The 17,281-nt window shown below is 59.9% G+C and carries 18 protein-coding genes; 8 read left to right on the plus strand and 10 right to left on the minus strand.

The window, feature by feature from the left end:
- Nucleotides 1-48: 48 nt before the first annotated feature.
- Nucleotides 49-1,971 (minus strand): esterase EstP, encoded by a 1,923-nt coding sequence (estP, locus tag BFP89_RS11115; RefSeq protein ID WP_065885523.1) that lies wholly within the window; start codon nt 1,969-1,971, stop codon nt 49-51.
- Nucleotides 1,972-2,392: 421 nt separating this feature from the next.
- Here estP and BFP89_RS11120 point away from each other — a divergent pair, with 421 nt between their 5' ends.
- From BFP89_RS11120 to BFP89_RS11135, 4 genes are all read left to right on the plus strand, one after another.
- Entirely contained in the window at nt 2,393-2,986 is a 594-nt protein-coding gene (locus BFP89_RS11120; protein WP_065885524.1) for an aminodeoxychorismate/anthranilate synthase component II, read from the plus strand.
- Between the two features lie 9 nt (nt 2,987-2,995).
- Nucleotides 2,996-4,045, plus strand: a complete 1,050-nt coding sequence (trpD, locus tag BFP89_RS11125) for an anthranilate phosphoribosyltransferase (protein WP_065885525.1) — start codon at nt 2,996-2,998, stop codon at nt 4,043-4,045.
- Nucleotides 4,042-4,878, plus strand: coding sequence for an indole-3-glycerol phosphate synthase TrpC (gene trpC, locus BFP89_RS11130; protein ID WP_065885526.1), 837 nt, complete (start codon nt 4,042-4,044; stop codon nt 4,876-4,878). The genes trpD and trpC overlap by 4 nt, the downstream gene beginning before the upstream one ends.
- A 103-nt stretch (nt 4,879-4,981) precedes the next feature.
- Nucleotides 4,982-5,677, plus strand: coding sequence for a lipoate--protein ligase family protein (locus tag BFP89_RS11135; RefSeq protein ID WP_065885527.1), 696 nt, complete (start codon nt 4,982-4,984; stop codon nt 5,675-5,677).
- Here the strand turns inward: BFP89_RS11135 and crp are convergent.
- Nucleotides 5,674-6,318: a cAMP-activated global transcriptional regulator CRP gene (gene crp, locus BFP89_RS11140; RefSeq protein WP_057723693.1), complete on the minus strand. Its 645-nt coding sequence runs from the start codon at nt 6,316-6,318 to the stop codon at nt 5,674-5,676. The genes BFP89_RS11135 and crp overlap by 4 nt on opposite strands.
- Nucleotides 6,319-6,564: 246 nt before the next feature.
- On the opposite strand from crp, the gene BFP89_RS11145 reads away from it, so the two are divergent.
- Nucleotides 6,565-6,987, plus strand: a complete 423-nt coding sequence (locus BFP89_RS11145; protein WP_003210947.1) for an OsmC family protein — start codon at nt 6,565-6,567, stop codon at nt 6,985-6,987.
- Between the two features lie 62 nt (nt 6,988-7,049).
- Here the strand turns inward: BFP89_RS11145 and coq7 are convergent, their stop codons facing one another.
- The 6 genes from coq7 to hemJ all read right to left on the minus strand — a co-directional run bounded on the left by coq7 (nt 7,050) and on the right by hemJ (nt 11,469).
- Complete coding sequence (gene coq7 / locus BFP89_RS11150) at nt 7,050-7,697, minus strand: 2-polyprenyl-3-methyl-6-methoxy-1,4-benzoquinone monooxygenase (protein ID WP_065885528.1); 648 nt, start codon at nt 7,695-7,697, stop codon at nt 7,050-7,052.
- Nucleotides 7,698-7,782: 85 nt separating this feature from the next.
- The gene (locus BFP89_RS11155) at nt 7,783-8,121 is read right to left on the minus strand and encodes a histidine triad nucleotide-binding protein (protein ID WP_065885529.1); all 339 of its coding nucleotides are present in this window, start codon (nt 8,119-8,121) and stop codon (nt 7,783-7,785) included.
- A 45-nt stretch (nt 8,122-8,166) separates the two neighbouring features.
- On the minus strand, nt 8,167-8,955 hold the full coding sequence (locus BFP89_RS11160) for an SDR family NAD(P)-dependent oxidoreductase (RefSeq protein ID WP_065885530.1): 789 nt from the start codon (nt 8,953-8,955) through the stop codon (nt 8,167-8,169).
- 64 nt (nt 8,956-9,019) lie between these two features.
- A complete protein-coding gene (locus BFP89_RS11165) occupies nt 9,020-9,982 on the minus strand; it encodes a DUF805 domain-containing protein (RefSeq protein WP_065885531.1) in 963 nt (320 codons plus the stop codon).
- 70 nt (nt 9,983-10,052) lie between these two features.
- Nucleotides 10,053-11,015: an NAD(P)H-dependent flavin oxidoreductase gene (locus BFP89_RS11170; RefSeq protein WP_065885532.1), complete on the minus strand. Its 963-nt coding sequence runs from the start codon at nt 11,013-11,015 to the stop codon at nt 10,053-10,055.
- Nucleotides 11,016-11,040: 25 nt separating this feature from the next.
- On the minus strand, nt 11,041-11,469 hold the full coding sequence (gene hemJ / locus BFP89_RS11175) for a protoporphyrinogen oxidase HemJ (protein WP_065885533.1): 429 nt from the start codon (nt 11,467-11,469) through the stop codon (nt 11,041-11,043).
- Between the two features lie 134 nt (nt 11,470-11,603).
- On the opposite strand from hemJ, the gene argC reads away from it, so the two are divergent.
- On the plus strand, nt 11,604-12,638 hold the full coding sequence (gene argC, locus BFP89_RS11180) for an N-acetyl-gamma-glutamyl-phosphate reductase (RefSeq protein WP_065885534.1): 1,035 nt from the start codon (nt 11,604-11,606) through the stop codon (nt 12,636-12,638).
- 154 nt (nt 12,639-12,792) lie between these two features.
- Nucleotides 12,793-13,143 (plus strand): iron-sulfur cluster insertion protein ErpA, encoded by a 351-nt coding sequence (gene erpA / locus BFP89_RS11185; RefSeq protein ID WP_003176443.1) that lies wholly within the window; start codon nt 12,793-12,795, stop codon nt 13,141-13,143.
- 92 nt (nt 13,144-13,235) lie between these two features.
- Here the strand turns inward: erpA and BFP89_RS11190 are convergent, their stop codons facing one another.
- Together BFP89_RS11190 and BFP89_RS11195 are read right to left on the minus strand one after the other, a co-directional pair.
- Complete coding sequence (locus tag BFP89_RS11190; RefSeq protein WP_065885535.1) at nt 13,236-14,327, minus strand: anhydro-N-acetylmuramic acid kinase; 1,092 nt, start codon at nt 14,325-14,327, stop codon at nt 13,236-13,238.
- A gap of 3 nt (nt 14,328-14,330) precedes the next feature.
- The gene (locus BFP89_RS11195; RefSeq protein WP_065885536.1) at nt 14,331-15,743 is read right to left on the minus strand and encodes a peptidoglycan DD-metalloendopeptidase family protein; all 1,413 of its coding nucleotides are present in this window, start codon (nt 15,741-15,743) and stop codon (nt 14,331-14,333) included.
- Nucleotides 15,744-15,951: 208 nt separating this feature from the next.
- On the opposite strand from BFP89_RS11195, the gene tyrS reads away from it, so the two are divergent.
- A complete protein-coding gene (gene tyrS, locus BFP89_RS11200; RefSeq protein ID WP_065885537.1) occupies nt 15,952-17,151 on the plus strand; it encodes a tyrosine--tRNA ligase in 1,200 nt (399 codons plus the stop codon).
- Nucleotides 17,152-17,281 lie beyond the last annotated feature (130 nt).

The raw sequence follows: 17,281 nt of genomic DNA on the forward strand, positions 1-17,281 counted from the left end.
CTATCGGGGGCAAGCCCCCTCCCACATTAGACCTTCATTGTGCTGCCGTTAGAAATCCAGGCTCACCCCGACACTGACCCCTTGCTGGGTCAGGTTGTCATCCTTCCTCACGTTATACGCCGCGCGCAACGCCAGTTCCTGCGTCAGCTTGTGGCTGACACCCAGGCTCAAGCGATCCGAATTACTGCGCGGCGCATACCCGTCCAGCTTGAAGTCGATCCCCGGCACGCTGTTGAGCGCGATGTTGACCTTCTGCGTGTCGTTCTCGAACTCATGCTCATGCGCCACTTCCCCATACACCTGGGTCTGCGGGGTGATGCGGTAGCTGCCTTGCAGGCCGACGCCAAGGCGTTTGGAGTCGCGCTGCTGGTCATCAAAGGTCAGGGCGGTGGAGCGGCTGTCTTTCTCCGAGTAGCCGTTGACTTCGACGCGCGCATAATCGGCGCTGATGAAGGGCGACAAGTGCCAGTCGCTGCCTGGCGCAGCGATGTCGTAGCCCACGCGGCCACTCAAGGCCCAGAGCCAGCCATCGGTGTCACCTTTCTCCGAACCTTCGCTGACGCCCAGGGCGAACTTGCGCTTGAGGTTATCGAAGTCCAGTTTGCCGCCGGTCAAGGCCGCATCGGCCCACCAGTGATTCTGCTGATATTGGGCGAACGCGGTGCCCATGTAGCTGTTGAGCTTGTAATCCGAATCGCTGGCGCCGGCTTCCAGTGTCTGGCGGTACAGGCCCGCGGCGACGCCTACGCGCCAGGCTTCGTTGAGTCGGTAGCTGCCGCCGATATTGAGGTTGTAACCGCTGCCATCGCCGCTTGCCGAGCTGTTCTGGTCGTCGAAATCCAGCCGCTGGCCGCCGGCTGCCACGATCGCGCGCCATTGGCCGACGGCTTGCCAGTGGCCGGTGTCTGCCTGCCATTGATTGCGCAACTCATCCTGGTGGGCGCGCAATGTGCCCTGGGCCATTTCCGGCAGCAGCGTGATTTCCCACGGCGCGGCGAGCAGCGAATAGGCGTAGTCGGCGATCAGCTGTTGCCCGGCGATGGTCGGGTGGACCGAGTCGTTATAGATCAGCTTGGTCGGGTCCGGGTTGGTGCCACCGATGCCGTACACCGGATTGGCGGTGCAACTGTTGCCACTGAAGCAGGTGCCCGTGAGGTTTTGCCCGGTGGCGAGGCCGAAGCGGGCCGGATTGGCAAAGGCTTCATTCAATAACAATGGAATGTTCAGCGGGATGACCTGCGCATCGATCTGCGACAGGCGCTGTACCAGGGACTGGTTGAAAACAGCGCTCAGGGCCGACGTCGCTGCCTGCTGCGGCGTGCCGTTGACGGCCGGCGTCAGGCCGATGTCGGGCAACATCCATACCATGATGTAACGCGCACCGGCTTGTTGCAGGGCTTGGGCACTGTCGGCCAATCGCCCGCCGGCGGCGACCGCTTGAGCGGGGCTGAGTACGCGACCCTGGAGGAAGTCATTGCCGCCACCGGACAGAAAGTACAGCGCATTCGGATCGGCCAGCCCGCCGTTTGCCGGCAGGTAACCCTGTCGACTGCGCAGCACCGTGCCGCCCCCGGCATTGCCGGGTGGAATCGCCGCGTTGGAGACGTTGGTGATGGAGTCGAGGATATTGTCGGTACGGTAGCCGCCGACCGCCCAGTTGTTTCCGTCCGGCAAGCCCTGGATCGCGCGCACCGGTGAGGTGGAGGCATTCAGGTCGTTTGGCGCTACACCCAGCTTCGCGCCGAGCAGCGTCGAAGAAACCAGACCATAGTCTCCCTGGAACGTCGGCCCGGTACGGTTGGTGAAGCGCAGGGTCGATCCGGCACTGCCGTCGGGAAACTGGCCGGCATCGGCCAGGCTGTCACCGAATACCACCATCGTTGAATAGGGTGACGATGCTGCATGAGCCTGTGCACAAGCCAGGGAAAGCAAGCCGGCGGCCAGGGGCGCGAAGAACGGAGTTCTGAGCATGGAAAATTCCATTGAGTTGTTTTTGTGTCGGAACCGAAACACTAGCAAAGTATCGAGCGTTTTCTATAGGGCAAAACCGAATTTTGCTGTGGGCAGCGCATAGAGCCCAGCCCGTATTTGCGGCGCCATATTGCACGGTTGGCGAGGCTACGTTACTGTGCCTGGACGTATGAATGAGACCCTCCCCGTGTTGACCATCAGCAGACTCTTGATGCGAGTAGTCAAGGCACACGCCCGTTGGCGTTGGCGCGCCTGACATTTTTCTCCGCCGGCCTGGCCGGACCTGTACCGATTTGCCTTCTTCACCCTGTTTGACGCCCCTTGCCGCTTACCCCGGCAACCGGAACGTGCGTCCGGCAGCGGGCCAAATGCCTGGAAGGCGGTCATTTGAAATCAGTGAATTCAAGAGGTTTGAACCCACATGTTGCTGATGATTGATAACTACGATTCCTTTACCTACAACGTTGTGCAGTACCTGGGCGAGCTGGGTGCCGAGGTCAAGGTGGTGCGCAACGACGAACTGACAGTCGCCCAGATCGCTGCGCTGAACCCGGAGCGCATCGTGGTATCGCCCGGCCCGTGCACGCCGACCGAAGCGGGCATCTCCCTGGAAGCCATCCAGTATTTCGCCGGCAAGCTGCCGATTCTGGGCGTGTGCCTGGGGCACCAGTCCATTGGCCAGGCCTTTGGCGGTGAAGTGGTGCGCGCACGCGAGGTGATGCACGGCAAGACCAGCCCGGTATTTCACAAGGACCTGGGGGTCTTCCAGGCGCTCAACAATCCTGTAACCGTGACCCGTTACCATTCCCTGGTGGTCAAGCGCGAAACCCTGCCCGAGTGCCTGGAACTGACGGCCTGGACCCAGCTGGAGGACGGCTCGGTCGATGAGATCATGGGCCTGCGCCACAAGACACTGAATATCGAAGGGGTGCAGTTTCACCCTGAATCGATCCTGACCGAGCAGGGCTACGAGCTGTTCGCCAATTTTCTCAAGCAGAGCGGCGGCACGCGCTAAGGACTTTCCATGGATATCAAGACTGCCCTGGGTCGTATCGTCGGCCACCTGGACCTGAGCACCGCTGAAATGAGCGATGTGATGCGCGAGATCATGACCGGTCAGTGCTCCGACGCACAGATCGGCGCCTTTATGATGGCCATGCGCATGAAGAGCGAAAGCATCGACGAAATCGTCGGCGCCGTGTCGGTGATGCGTGAGCTGGCGGACAAGGTCGAACTCAAGACCCTCGACGGCGTGGTCGATGTGGTCGGCACCGGCGGCGACGGTGCGAACATTTTCAACGTATCGACGGCGTCCTCGTTCGTGGTCGCGGCAGCGGGCTGCACCGTGGCCAAGCACGGCAATCGCGCGGTGTCCGGCAAAAGTGGCAGCGCCGACTTGCTGGAAGCCGCCGGTATCTACCTGAACCTGACGCCGGTACAGGTGGCACGCTGCATTGACAGCGTCGGCATTGGCTTCATGTTTGCCCAGTCCCACCATGGCGCGATGAAACACGCCGCCGGCCCGCGCAAGGACCTCGGCCTGCGTACCCTGTTCAATATGCTCGGCCCGCTTACGAATCCGGCCGGCGTGAAACATCAGGTCGTCGGTGTCTTCAGCCAGGCGTTGTGCCGGCCGTTGGCTGAAGTGCTGCAGCGCCTGGGCAGCAAGCATGTGCTGGTGGTGCACTCCAAAGACGGTCTGGATGAATTCAGCCTGGCCGCACCGACCTTCGTGGCAGAGTTGAAGGACGACCAGGTCACTGAATACTGGGTCGAGCCTGAGGACCTGGGCATGAAAAGCCAGAGCCTGCACGGCCTGGCGGTGGAAAGCCCGGCGGCATCGCTTGAATTGATTCGTGATGCATTGGGGCGACGCAAAACCGAAAACGGTCAAAAGGCTGCGGAAATGATTGTGCTCAATGCGGGCGCGGCACTTTACGCAGCGGACCATGCCTATAGTCTTAAGGAAGGTGTGGCCCTGGCTCACGATGCATTGCACACCGGTCTGGCTCGCGAGAAACTCGAAGAACTCGGAGCATTCACCGCCGTATTCAAGATGGAGAATGAAGCATGAGTGTTCCTACCGTTCTGGAAAAAATCCTGGCGCGCAAGGCTCAAGAAGTTGCCGAGCGCCGTGCCCGTGTGAGCCTGGCTGAACTGGAAGCCCAGGCAAAGGCTGCCGATGCACCGCGCGGTTTTGCCAACGCCTTGATCGCCCAGGCCAAGCTCAAGCAGCCGGCTGTGATCGCTGAGATCAAGAAGGCCTCCCCGAGCAAAGGCGTTATCCGCGAACACTTCGTGCCGCATGAAATCGCCGCCAGTTATGAAAAGGGTGGGGCGACCTGCCTGTCTGTACTGACTGACATCGATTACTTCCAGGGTTCCGACTTATTCCTGCAGCAGGCACGCGCTGCGTGCAAGTTGCCGGTGATTCGCAAGGATTTCATGGTTGATCCCTACCAGATCGTCGAAGCCCGCGCGCTGGGTGCCGACTGTGTGCTGCTGATCGTTTCCGCCCTGGATGACGTGAGGATGGCCGAGCTGGCGGCTGTGGCCAAGGGTGTGGGCCTGGATGTACTGGTCGAGGTGCATGATGGCGACGAGCTGGAGCGCGCGCTGAAAATTCTCGACACCCCGCTGGTGGGGGTCAACAACCGTAACTTGCATACCTTCGACGTCAGTCTGGAAACCACCCTTGATCTGCTGCCGCGTATTCCGCGTGATCGCCTGGTGATTACCGAGAGCGGCATCGTCAACCGCGCCGATGTGGAGCTGATGGAAATCAGCGAAGTGTATGCGTTCCTGGTCGGCGAGACGTTCATGCGCGCCGAGAACCCAGGGGCCGAACTGCAGCGTCTGTTCTTCCCGGAGCGTGGCGTGACGGTCAGCGGTTCGACCCTGGATTGATTCCAGCGCAGTCGGTCCGTTTTTGAAATGCAGCAAAAAAGTGTGGGAGGGGGCTTGCCCCCTCCCACATTGGTTTTGTGCTTATTCAGGTGGGTAAATGTTAATGACCAAGCCGGTTTCGATGACGGTAGAAGCAGGGCTTGCAGCCGAACAAGCCTTGCTGGCCGCCGTCTGCGCCGGTGAGCAGGAATTCGGTCTGTTGTTCTGGCAGCCCAACGATCAAGCCTTGGTCATGCCACGCCGTTTGAGCCGATTACCGGCCTTTGAAGCCGCCAGCCAGGTCTCGGCAGACGCGGGTTGGCCGGTGTTGTTGCGCGAAACCGGCGGTGAGCCGGTGCCGCAGTCCGCAGCCACGGTCAATATCGCCCTGGTCTACGCGCCCCCGCGCAGTGAAGGCGATCAAGGGCGCATCGAAACCGGCTACCAACGGTTGTGCCAGCCGATTTGTGATGTATTGATCGAGTTGGGCGGCGACGCATCCGTTGGCGAAATCGACGGCGCGTTCTGCGACGGTCGTTACAACGTCAATCTCAACGGCCGGAAAATGGTCGGCACGGCCCAACGTTGGCGCCAGAGCGGTGGTCGCCCGGTGGGCTTGGTGCACGGTGCCTTATTGCTGGACAACGATCGCGATGAGCTGATTATGGCGGTCAATCGTTTCAATGAAGCCTGTGGCCTGGAGCAGCGGGTGCGGGCCGAGAGCCATATCGCACTGCACGAGGTGTTCACCGCGCCCGACGCGATCAGCCGGCTCGACACCTTGTACCGTCAGATGCTGGCAGGCTTGCTGCCAGGTTAACGGGTGCCGAACACCACCATCGTCTTGCCTTTGACGTGCACCAGGTTGCGCTCTTCCAGATCCTTGAGCACGCGTCCCACCATTTCCCGCGAACAGCCGACGATGCGCCCGATTTCCTGGCGTGTGACTTTGATCTGCATGCCATCGGGGTGGGTCATGGCGTCAGGTTGCTTGCACAGCTCCAGCAGGCAGCGAGCGACACGCCCGGTCACATCGAAGAATGCCAGGTCGCCGACCTTGCGCGTGGTATCCCGCAGGCGCTGGGCAATCTGCCCGCTCAAGGCATACAGAATGTCCGGATCCTGTTGGGCCAGTTCGCGAAATTTCGTATAGCTGATCTCGGCCACTTCGCACTCCACCTTGGTGCGTACCCAGGCGCTGCGCTGCTGCTCCTTGCCCGCCTGCTCGAACAGTCCCAGCTCGCCAAAGAAATCCCCGGTGTTGAGGTAGGCGATGATCATCTCGCGACCGTCTTCGTCCTCGATCAGGATGGTGACCGAGCCCTTGATAATGAAGAACAGGGTTTCGGAGCGCTCGCCCGCGCAGATGATGTTGTGCTTGGCCGGATGACGCCGGCGCTGGCAATGCATCAGCAGCTTGTCGAGGTTCTTGATCTTGGGTGTGGGAGTAAGAGCAACCATGGTTGTATCCCGAAAGACTGCGCGATGGGGTTGGATTTGTTTTTATCAGCGATACCGGCATTGACGTACGCTGTACAAAGGATGGCAATGCGCCATTGATTTGGCGCCAGCTTACCAGACACATTCTGACTCGATTAGCGTATTTCACCGGCAAACGCTGTTTATTGATCGTTTTCATGCAGTGCACGGCTGTCCTGAGGCCCTGTGCTAAGCTGGCGACCCTTTTTTAGCAGTGGAGTCTGGGCGATGAAGGCACGCATCCAATGGGCGGGCGAAGCCATGTTCCTCGGTGAGTCGGGCAGTGGCCATGTGGTGGTCATGGACGGCCCGCCGGAAGCCGGTGGCCGCAACCTGGGTGTACGCCCGATGGAAATGCTGCTGCTGGGCGTCGGCGGTTGCAGCAATTTCGACGTGGTCAGTATCCTGAAAAAATCCCGTCAGGCCGTGGAAAGCTGCGAAGCCTTTCTGGAGGCCGAGCGTGCCACCGAAGATCCCAAGGTGTTTACCAGGATTCATATGCATTTTGTGGTCAAGGGCCGGGCGCTGAAGGAGGCGCAGGTCAAGCGTGCCATCGAGCTGTCTGCAGAGAAATACTGCTCGGCCTCGATCATGCTCGGCGCGGCCGGTGTAGCCATCACCCATGATTACGAAATTATCGAGTTGGGTTGATCGTAGAACGACGGGCAAAAAAAGGGCGCCTTCATGGCGCCCTTTTTTTGGATGAGATGCTTTCAAATTCTATAGGTGCTTTTGGTCATGACCTTGGCCAACAGGCTCATGCCGAACCTCACCGGCGCTGGGAAGCGAAAGCCGCCGGCATCCAGCGCGCTTTCTGCGTGATGCTCTTCGTCGATGCGCATCTGCTCGAGAATGGCCCGCGACTTTTGGTCCTCGGCCGGCAGTTGTTCAAGGTGCTCGTCCAGGTGCTTGCACACCTGGTGCTCGGTTGCAGCGACAAAACCCAGGCTGACCTTGTCGCTGATCAGGCCGGCAGCGGCGCCAATCCCGAACGACAAGCCATAAAACACTGGGTTCAGCACACTGGTATGACTGCCCAATTGGCGAATGCGTTGTTCGCACCAGGCCAGGTGGTCGATCTCTTCATCGGCCGCATGCTCCATCGCCGCACGTATCTGCGGCAACTTGGCGGTCAGGGCCTGGCCCTGGTACAACGCCTGGGCACAGACTTCGCCGGTATGGTTGATACGCATCAGGCCGGCCACGTGGCGGGTCTCGCTCTCGCTCATCTGCGCGTCCGGCTGCACGATAGCCGGTGACGGGCGGTACGGCTGGCCGCTGAATGGCAGCAGCGTACGCATGGCTGTGTCGGCTTGCAGTAACAGACGGTCAATCGGCGAGTAGTGACGTTGGGTAGTCATGCTGACCTCCGGAAAGAATCTCGGCGGCCAGTTTACCGCAAGAGAGGACGGCGCGTTTGCGCTGAGTCAATTTGCCCCGGCACACTCAGCCCGGCGGCCAGTTCATCTGGCGCTGACCCAGCACGTGCATATGGATGTGGTACACGGTTTGTCCGCCGTCTTCGTTGCAGTTCATCACCACGCGAAAGCCTTTTTCGCAGCCTTGCTCCACCGCCAGGCGTTGGGCCGTGAACAGAATATGGCCGGCCAGGGCTTTATCGTCCTCGGTCAGGTCGTTGAGGGTGCGAATGGGCTTTTTCGGGATGACCAGGAAATGCACCGGCGCCTGCGGGGCGATATCGTGGAAAGCCAGCACCTGGTCATCTTCATAGATGATGTTCGCCGGTATTTCTCGATTGATGATCTTGGTGAACAGAGTATCCACAGCTGTTTCTCCATAGTGAACGAGAGGGTCAGTGTACTGGGGCGCTCAACGCGGGCAATAGGCCTTGTTGATCGCACCGGCAATTTTTCGGGTAAGCCAGCGTGGGCTCAGGCGCGGGCTGAAGGCGAGCCAGCGGTTGCGGCGCCCCGGAATGATGATCGCCTTGTTCTTCTCCAGCGCACGCACGGTGAAGAGCGCGACTTCTTCGGGGCTCATCAACTGCTGGCTGCGGTCGAGTTTTGCAGTGTCCATTTGCGCGGTGCCGAAGAAAGCGGTGCGCGTAGGCCCGGGGCAGAGCACCGAAACCTTGATGCCACAGGTCTTGAGCTCCTCGCGCAGGCCCTCGGAGAAGTGCAGTACATAGGCTTTGCTCGCGTAGTAGCTGCTCATCCACGGGCCCGGCTGGAAGGCGGCGACCGAGGCGACGTTGAGAATCTGCCCGCCGCCATGCAGCGCCATGGCATTGCCCAGGGCGTGACACATGCGAGTCAGGGCGAGGATGTTGACTTCGATCAGGTCCTGCTCGGTCATCCAGTCCTGGGCCAGGAACGGCCCGCTGGTGCCGATACCGGCGCAGTTGACCAACAGGTCGATCTGTCGCTCACCCTCTTCGAGCTCCAGTAAAAAACCCGACAACCGCAGCGGCTCGCCCAGGTCACAGGCACGGAACAGCACCTCGACGCCGAAACGTTGAGTCAATTCGGTTGCAATGCTTTCCAACTGATCACGCTGGCGGGCCACCAGAATCAAACTGCGGCCACGTCGAGCCAGTGCTTCGGCCAAAGCCAGGCCGATACCGCTGGAGGCACCGGTGATCAGAGCGTAACGGGTCATGCCTTTCTCCATCGCCACGCCGCCGAGCCTGTGACAGAGGCATCACAGGCGGGGGGGCGTTTCTTCACTGTTCTGGAGAGTCTACAGGTTCGGCCGTGTCGTCAGCACTCTGCGCTGCTTCGTCCTCGACCATGACGTCTGGGGCGGCGGCGTCGTCGGCGGTAATGGAGCTGCTTTCATAGCCGCCGCCCATGTTGGCTTCCAGTTGGTCCAGGTAGCCGTTCATGCCCAGGGTTACCACGACGATGAGCATCAACGGGATGAACGCCAGCCACAACGAAGCGAGGATTTTAACCGCCGTGGAGTTGCGCGGTGGAGGTGCACCGTACTGGTTGGCGCCGGTGTTGCCCGGCCATACCAGCAGCAGCAGAGGGAAAATGCTGTTCACCACTGGAACCAGGTTCAGCAGGTACAGCCAGCCAGACCAGCCGATGTCGTGCAGGCGCTGCACGCCGATTTGCACGCTGACGACCACAAGTCCCACAAACAGCGCGAGACCCAGCAGCGAGCCGAGAATAATTGCGATCGTTGGCGAAGCAGTAGCCACCGCGAAACCCACGGTACTGATGATCCCGCCAGCCACCAGCATCGCGACGGTCAGTGCGAGCGTCCAGGCGAGATAGCGCAGGCGACCGATCCGCCCGTGGATGGTGAAGACCTTGAGCGTGGAATACTCCGGCAGGTTATCGCCGACGGCTGCGCGTGGTGGTGCATACGGTGATGCGGCGGAGGTTGAAAAGTCCGGCGCGGACGAGCCTGTCTCGTGGGTTTCGGCAAGGCTGAAAGCCACAGGTTGTTCGGCCTCGATACGTGCGTCGACTCCGGCGTTCTGCAGCGCGGTGAGATAGGTTTCAGCGTCGGCACGGGACAGATCGCGCTTGAGCGCGACCTCGCGGCCGGTGAACAGCTTTTCGATCGCCTCGACGTCGCTCTTGAACAGCTCGGCGAGGTTCAGCTTGGCGGTGGTGCTTTCGACACCCGGGCGCAAGGCTCCGTCAAACACAATCTTGAAACGGTTGTCGCTCATGCGGGCATCCTTGGCACTTTTTTCAGGGAGGTTGTGCAGGCCGGCTCAATTGGCAGGCCTGGCATCTGGGTCAACGTGGCCAGCGCAATTGTGCTGCGTTTTCGCGTGCCTGGCGGTATTGAGCGTCCAGGCGTGTGATGAGTTCATCCACGCCGGGTAAATCATTGATCTCACCGACGCCTTGGCCGGCCGACCATACAGTCTTCCATGCCTTGGCCTCATCGCTCAACGGTTTGAGCTTGGAGCCGACATTGGCCTCACCTTTTCCCTGGAGGGCAGCGAGATCAAAACCGGCGTTTTCCAGGCTCTGGCGCATGAAGCTTGCAGGCACGCCGGAAACAGCCGGAGTGTGCACGATGTCGGCGGCGTGTGCTGTGAGCAGCATCTCTTTATACGCATCCGGTGCTTGGCTTTCGGTGGTACCGATAAAGCGCGTGCCGAGATACGCCAGGTCCGCACCGAGCAGTTGGGCGGCGAGAATTTCCCGGCCGTGGTTGAGACAGCCGGCGAGCAGCAGGGTTTTGTCGAAGAACTGGCGTATCTCGGCAATCAGCGCAAAGGGACTCCAGGTGCCGGCATGACCACCTGCGCCGGCGGCGACCGCGATCAACCCATCGACGCCCGCTTCAGCGGCTTTTTCGGCGTGACGGCGGGTGGTGACGTCGTGAAACACCAGGCCACCGTAGCTGTGCACGGCATCGACCAACTCCTTCACGGCACCGAGGCTGGTGATGACGATGGGCACTTGGTGCTCGACGCAGAGGGCCAGGTCGGCTTCAAGCCGTGGGTTGCTGTTGTGCGCGATCAGGTTGACGGCATAGGGGGCGGGGTTATCCAGCTGCGCCAGGCCTGCTTCGATTTCCTCCAGCCAGACCTTGAAGCCGCTGCTTTCGCGTTGGTTGAGCGCCGGGAAACTGCCGACCACCCCTTTGCGGCAGCAGGCCAGCACCAGTTGCGGGTTGGAGATCAGGAACATGGGGGCAGCCACCACGGGCAGGCGCAGGCGTTGTTCAAGCAGGGCGGGCAGCGACATTGGAGGTTCCCCCGAGTAATTGAAGTTAAAACGGTTTGACCACGACCAGAATTACGATTGCCAGCAATATCAGGACCGGCACTTCATTGAACCAGCGATAAAAGACATGGCTGCGGTTGTTTTCACCACGGGCGAAGCGCTTTACCTGCGCGCCGCACATGTGGTGATAGCCGATCAACAGGACGACCAGGGTGAGCTTGGCGTGGATCCACGCGCCCGATTGGAAAATACCGGGGTTGAGCACCAGCAACCAGATGCCGAAGACCAGCGTGGCGATCATCGCCGGGCCCATGATGCCGCGGTACAGCTTGCGCTCCATGACGCTGAAGCGCTCTTTGCTGACGGTGTCCTCGCTTTGGGCGTGGTAGACAAACAGGCGTGGCAGGTAGAACAGCCCGGCAAACCAGCAGACGATGCTGACGATATGGAAGGCTTTGACCCATAGATAAAGCATTTTTAGTTATTCCCAGGTTCACGGTAGCGAAGATAGTAGTAGCTCAAGCGCCCGTACGTCACGTTGGCGGTTGTCGCAGGACGATACGGCCCCTATTATCGACGGCTTTCCAGTGGTTCGTTGAGGGCAGGTTTATGGTCAAGGTCGGTATCGTCGGCGGCACGGGTTACACCGGTGTCGAATTGCTGCGTCTGTTGGCTCAGCATCCGCAGGCTGAGGTGGTGGTCATCACTTCACGCTCCGAGGCGGGCCTGGCCGTGGCCGATATGTACCCGAACCTGCGAGGCCACTACGACGGCCTGGCCTTCAGCGTGCCGGACATCAAGACACTGGGTGCCTGTGACGTGGTGTTCTTCGCCACGCCTCACGGGGTCGCGCATGCATTGGCCGGTGAACTGTTGGCGGCGGGCACCAAGGTGATCGATCTGTCCGCCGACTTCCGCCTGCAGGATGCCGATGAGTGGGCCAAATGGTACGGCCAGCCTCACGGCGCACCAGAGTTGCTGGAAGAAGCGGTGTACGGCTTGCCGGAAGTCAATCGTGAGCAGATCAGGCAGGCCCGCCTGATTGCGGTGCCGGGTTGCTATCCGACGGCGACTCAGTTGGGTTTCCTGCCGTTGCTGGAAGCAGGCCTGGCGGACGCCTCGCGTTTGATCGCGGACTGCAAGTCCGGTGTCAGCGGCGCCGGTCGCGGTGCTGCGGTAGGTTCGCTGTATTCCGAGACGTCGGAAAGCATGAAGGCGTATGCGGTCAAAGGGCATCGTCATTTGCCTGAGATCCGTCAGGGGCTGCGTCGCGCTGCGGGTAAGGAGGTGGGCCTGACCTTCGTGCCGCACCTGACGCCGATGATCCGTGGCATTCACTCCACGTTGTACGCGACGGTTGTCGATCGGTCGGTTGACCTGCAGGCATTGTTCGAAAAGCGTTATGCCAATGAGCCGTTCGTCGACGTGATGCCGGCGGGCAGCCATCCGGAAACCCGCAGTGTGCGCGGCGCCAACGTGTGCCGGATTGCAGTACATCGTCCGCAGGACGGCGACCTGGTGGTGGTGCTGTCGGTGATCGACAACCTGGTCAAGGGTGCGTCGGGCCAGGCGGTGCAGAATATGAACATCCTGTTTGGCCTGGATGAGAAGCTCGGCCTGTCCCACGCAGGGATGCTGCCTTAAAAGCAGCGGCAAGCTTCAAGTTGTCAGCGGCAAGCGTGTAGCTTAAGGCTTGAAGCTTGCCGCTGCCCCGCATAATAGTTGACCGCTTTTCTAGGAGAAGCGGATAATGCTCGCTATTACGCATATGACGGCGCTACGCCGGGAGATTATCAGCATGAGCGTTGAATCCTTCACCCCCACGGCTTTGCAATTCACCCACGGTGCTGCGCACAAGGTGAAGAGCCTGGTCGATGAAGAGGGTAATGATCGCTTGAAGCTGCGCGTATTTGTTACGGGCGGCGGTTGTTCAGGGTTTCAGTACGGTTTTACCTTCGATGAAGATGTGGCCGACGATGACACCATCGTTGAGCGCGAGGGCGTGAGCCTGGTCGTGGATCCGATGAGCTTCCAGTACCTGGCGGGAGCTGAAGTGGATTATCAGGAAGGGCTGGAAGGGTCGCGTTTCGTGATCAAGAACCCCAACGCCACGACTACCTGTGGTTGCGGGTCTTCGTTCTCGATCTGATCGAACGCCTGACCTGCACGGATAAAGAACGTGCACGGATAAAAAACGCCGCTTGGCTTTGATTAGCCAAGCGGCGTTGTGCTGTCTGGGGATCAGGCGGGGTAGATCGCGCCCAGCACCCGCAGCCCGCGAGCACCGGTGACGCTCGGGCGGTTCGCGGCGATGCCTTCCAGGCAGCAATGGGCCAGCCAGGCGAAGGCCATGGCTTCCACCCAGTCCGGGTCTACGCCATAGGTGGCTGTGCTACTGACCTGGGTGGACGGTAGCAGTGCAGTCAGTCGATTCATCAGTGTCCCGTTATGGGCGCCACCGCCGCAGACCAGCAGAGTGTCGGTCTGGTGTTGAGCGCTTTGCAGGGATTCGACGATGGTCAGGGCGGTCAGCTCGAGCAATGTGGCTTGCACATCCTCGGGAAGAAACGCCGGCAACCCGCCGAGATGGTGCTGCAGCCAGTCCAGGTTGAACACTTCTCTTCCGGTACTTTTCGGCCCTTTGGTCGCGAAAAAAGCATCGCTGAGCAGCGTGTTGAGTAACGGCGGCTGAACCTTGCCACTGGCTGCCCATTGCCCGTCACGATCAAACGGCTCGCCGCGTTGATGATCAATCCACGCGTCCAGCAAGACATTGCCCGGGCCGCAGTCAAAGCCCGATACAGGTTTGCCGGTTTCTATCAGGCTCAGGTTGCTGAAGCCACCGACATTCAGCACGGCACGGTTGCCGACACGTTCACCGAACAGCGCCTCGTGAAAGGCCGGTACCAAGGGCGCGCCCTGGCCACCTGCGGCGACGTCGCGGCTGCGGAAGTCGCTGACCACCGTGATGCCCGTCAGCTCGGCGAGCAATGCCGGATTGCCTATCTGTACCGTAAAGCCCCGGGCGGGTTCATGGCGGATGGTCTGCCCATGGCTGCCAATCGCGCGGATGTCATGAGGGGTGAGGTTTTGCCGGGCCAGCAAGGCGTGGATGCCTTGGGCGGCGAGTGTTACCCAGGACTGCTGGGCGATGGCCGAGCGGGCAATTTCATCCGGCCCGCTGGCGCACAGGCTGAGCAGCTCGGCGCGCAGCGTGGCAGGCATGGGGATGTAGTGGGTGGCGATCAGGCTGAGCGTCGAATCCTGCTCGATGAGGGCGATGTCCAGGCCATCGAGGCTGGTCCCGGACATCACACCTATATAGCGCGGCATACCTTAGCGCTTCGCCGAAGCCAGCAGGGTGGAGCGTTCCTGATCCATGCGGGCCATCAACGGCTGGCTTTGCTGCATGAAGCGCGCGCGCTCTGCCTTGGCAATGGGGTCGGCCATCGGCAGCTTTTGGCCCAGTGGATCAACGTGGACACCGTTGACCTGGAACTCATAGTGCAAGTGCGGCCCGGTGGACAGGCCAGTCGTGCCGATATAACCGATCACTTGGCCCTGCTTCACGTTTCCACCGGTTTTCACGCCCTTGGCGAACCCTTGCATGTGGCCATACAGCGTGCGGTAGGTATTGCCGTGCTGGATGATCACCGTGTTGCCGTAACCACCGCGACGCCCGGCCAACAGGACCTTGCCGTCGCCGGCTGCCTTGATTGGCGTGCCACGCGGAGCGGCGTAGTCGACACCTTTGTGGGCGCGGATTTTGTTCAGAATTGGATGCTTGCGACCCATGGAGAAACGCGAGCTAATACGGGCGAAGTCCACCGGTGTACGGATGAACGCCTTGCGCATGCTGTTGCCGTCAGCCGTGTAGTAGCTGCTGTTGCCCTGTTTGTTGGTGTAGCGCACGGCGGTGTAGGTCTTGCCGCGGTTTGTGAAGCGCGCAGAGAGAATATTGCCGGTGCCGACTACTTTGCCATTGGCGACTTTCTGTTCGTAGATCACATCGAATTCATCACCCTGGCGTATGTCCTGGGCGAAGTCGATGTCGTAGCCAAACACGCTGGCCATGTCCATGGTCATGCTGTGGGACAGGCCTGCACGGGCGGCGGATTGCGACAGCGAGCTGTTGATCACGCCATGTACGTAGGCAGAACGCATGACCGGCTTGGTGGTGATGCGATTGAAGGCAAAACCCTTGGCGCTTTTGCTCAGGCTGATGCTTTCCAGGTCGCTGATATTGGTGTGCAGGTTATTCAGTTGGCCGTCGGGCGTCAGTTCGAATTCAAGCTTCTGGCCATGTTTGAGCTGGGTGAACTGCTTGGCTTGCTTATCGGTGGCGAGGACGTCATTGACGGTGGCGGCGGGCAATCCGACCTTTTCGAACAGTGTTGACAGTGTGTCACCTTTGCTCACGATCACTTCGCGATGCTGGGCGTTCTTGGGCGTGACGGCTGCGGGCTTGTCCTGGACGGCGTTTTGAGTCTCTTGCGGGGTGTCTTCAATCTGCGCGAACGGAGACTCGGTCGGGGTATTTGTGGCTTGTTGCGCGTCGGAAGCGTCTTGATCTTGTGTCAGTTGCTCAACAGGACTTTCCAGGTCAAGGCTTAGGGATGTTCGTTTGGCTTCTACGTCACTGGAAGGGAATACCAGGAGTGCCAGGCTGAGAAGGGCGGCGATACCACTTGCGGCGAGCAGGTGGGTCTTCGGGTAAAGCGGCGGCGCTTTAGACGGTTCAGTGGTCATAAGTATTTTGACTTTGAAGATGAAATGGAAAAGATGAATGACATGATGAAGATGAAATAACTGTATAAAATATAACCAAATCATCTGTGGCGCAAGCTCGCGAACGCTGGGCTTGCGAAAGGGTGTCCGTTCACAGGGCAAAACTTGTAATTAGTCCCTGATCTTGTATGGTTGGTTCCCTTTTGAATCTGAGCCTTGCGGGTCTGTTATGAAGTCGGTTGAAGAGCAGCTAGCGCTGATAAAACGTGGTGCGGAAGAACTGTTGGTCGAGGCCGAGCTGATAGAGAAGCTCAAGCGTGGCCAGCCCCTGCGTATTAAGGCAGGCTTTGACCCTACCGCGCCGGACCTGCACCTTGGCCATACCGTGCTTATTAATAAGCTGCGTCAGTTCCAGGACTTGGGGCATCAGGTCATCTTCCTTATTGGTGACTTCACCGGGATGATCGGCGACCCGAGCGGCAAGAGCGCAACGCGCCCACCGCTGACGCGCGAGCAGGTTCTCGACAATGCCGAGACCTACAAGACCCAAGTGTTCAAAATCCTTGATCCGGCCAAAACCGAGGTGGCCTTCAACTCCACCTGGATGGACCAGATGGGGCCGGCGGATTTCATTCGCCTGACGTCGCAGTACACCGTCGCACGCATGCTTGAGCGTGATGACTTCGACAAGCGTTACTCCACCAATCAGCCGATCGCGATCCATGAGTTTCTTTACCCGTTGGTCCAGGGGTATGACTCGGTGGCTTTGCGTGCGGATGTTGAGCTGGGCGGGACGGATCAGAAGTTCAACCTGCTGATGGGGCGTGAGCTGCAGCGCGCCTATGGGCAGGAAGCGCAGTGCATTCTGACCATGCCGTTGCTGGAGGGGTTGGACGGCGTCAAGAAGATGTCCAAGTCCCTGGGTAACTATGTGGGTATCCAGGAAGCGCCGGGCGTGATGTACGGCAAGCTGGTTTCCATTCCGGATTCGTTGATGTGGCGTTACTTCGAATTGCTGAGCTTTCGCTCGATGGATGAAATCAACGCGTTGCGTGCTGATGTGGAGGCGGGTGCCAACCCGCGTGATGTGAAGATCAAACTGGCCGAAGAGATCGTGGCGCGCTTCCATGGTGAAGAGGCTGCGGCCAACGCTCACCGTGCCGCGGGCAATCGCATGAAGGATGGCGAGTTGCCGGACGACCTGCCGGAGATCGAATTGACTGCGGCTGAGGCGATGCCGATCGCGGCAGTCCTTAATAAGGCAGGCTTGGTGAAGAACTCTGCGGTGGCGCGTGACCTGCTCGGTTCGGGTGGTGTGCGTATAGATGGTGAAGTGGTCGATCGCACCTTTATATACGAGCTGGGCGCTACCCACGTTTGCCAGGCGGGGAAGAAGGCATTTGCGCGTATTACGCTCAAATCCGAATAAGTCTCTACTTAGGGGTTGACGGCGAATTATATCTCTCTATAATTCGCCCCACTTCCGGCGCAGTCGAAACGGAAAACTTTTTGGTAAACAATGAGTTAAGCAGTTTTCGACAGCAGGTCGCTTCAGTTCA

The sequence above is a fragment of the Pseudomonas sp. 31 R 17 genome (assembly GCF_900004915.1).
Classification (GTDB): domain Bacteria; phylum Pseudomonadota; class Gammaproteobacteria; order Pseudomonadales; family Pseudomonadaceae; genus Aquipseudomonas; species Aquipseudomonas orientalis_A.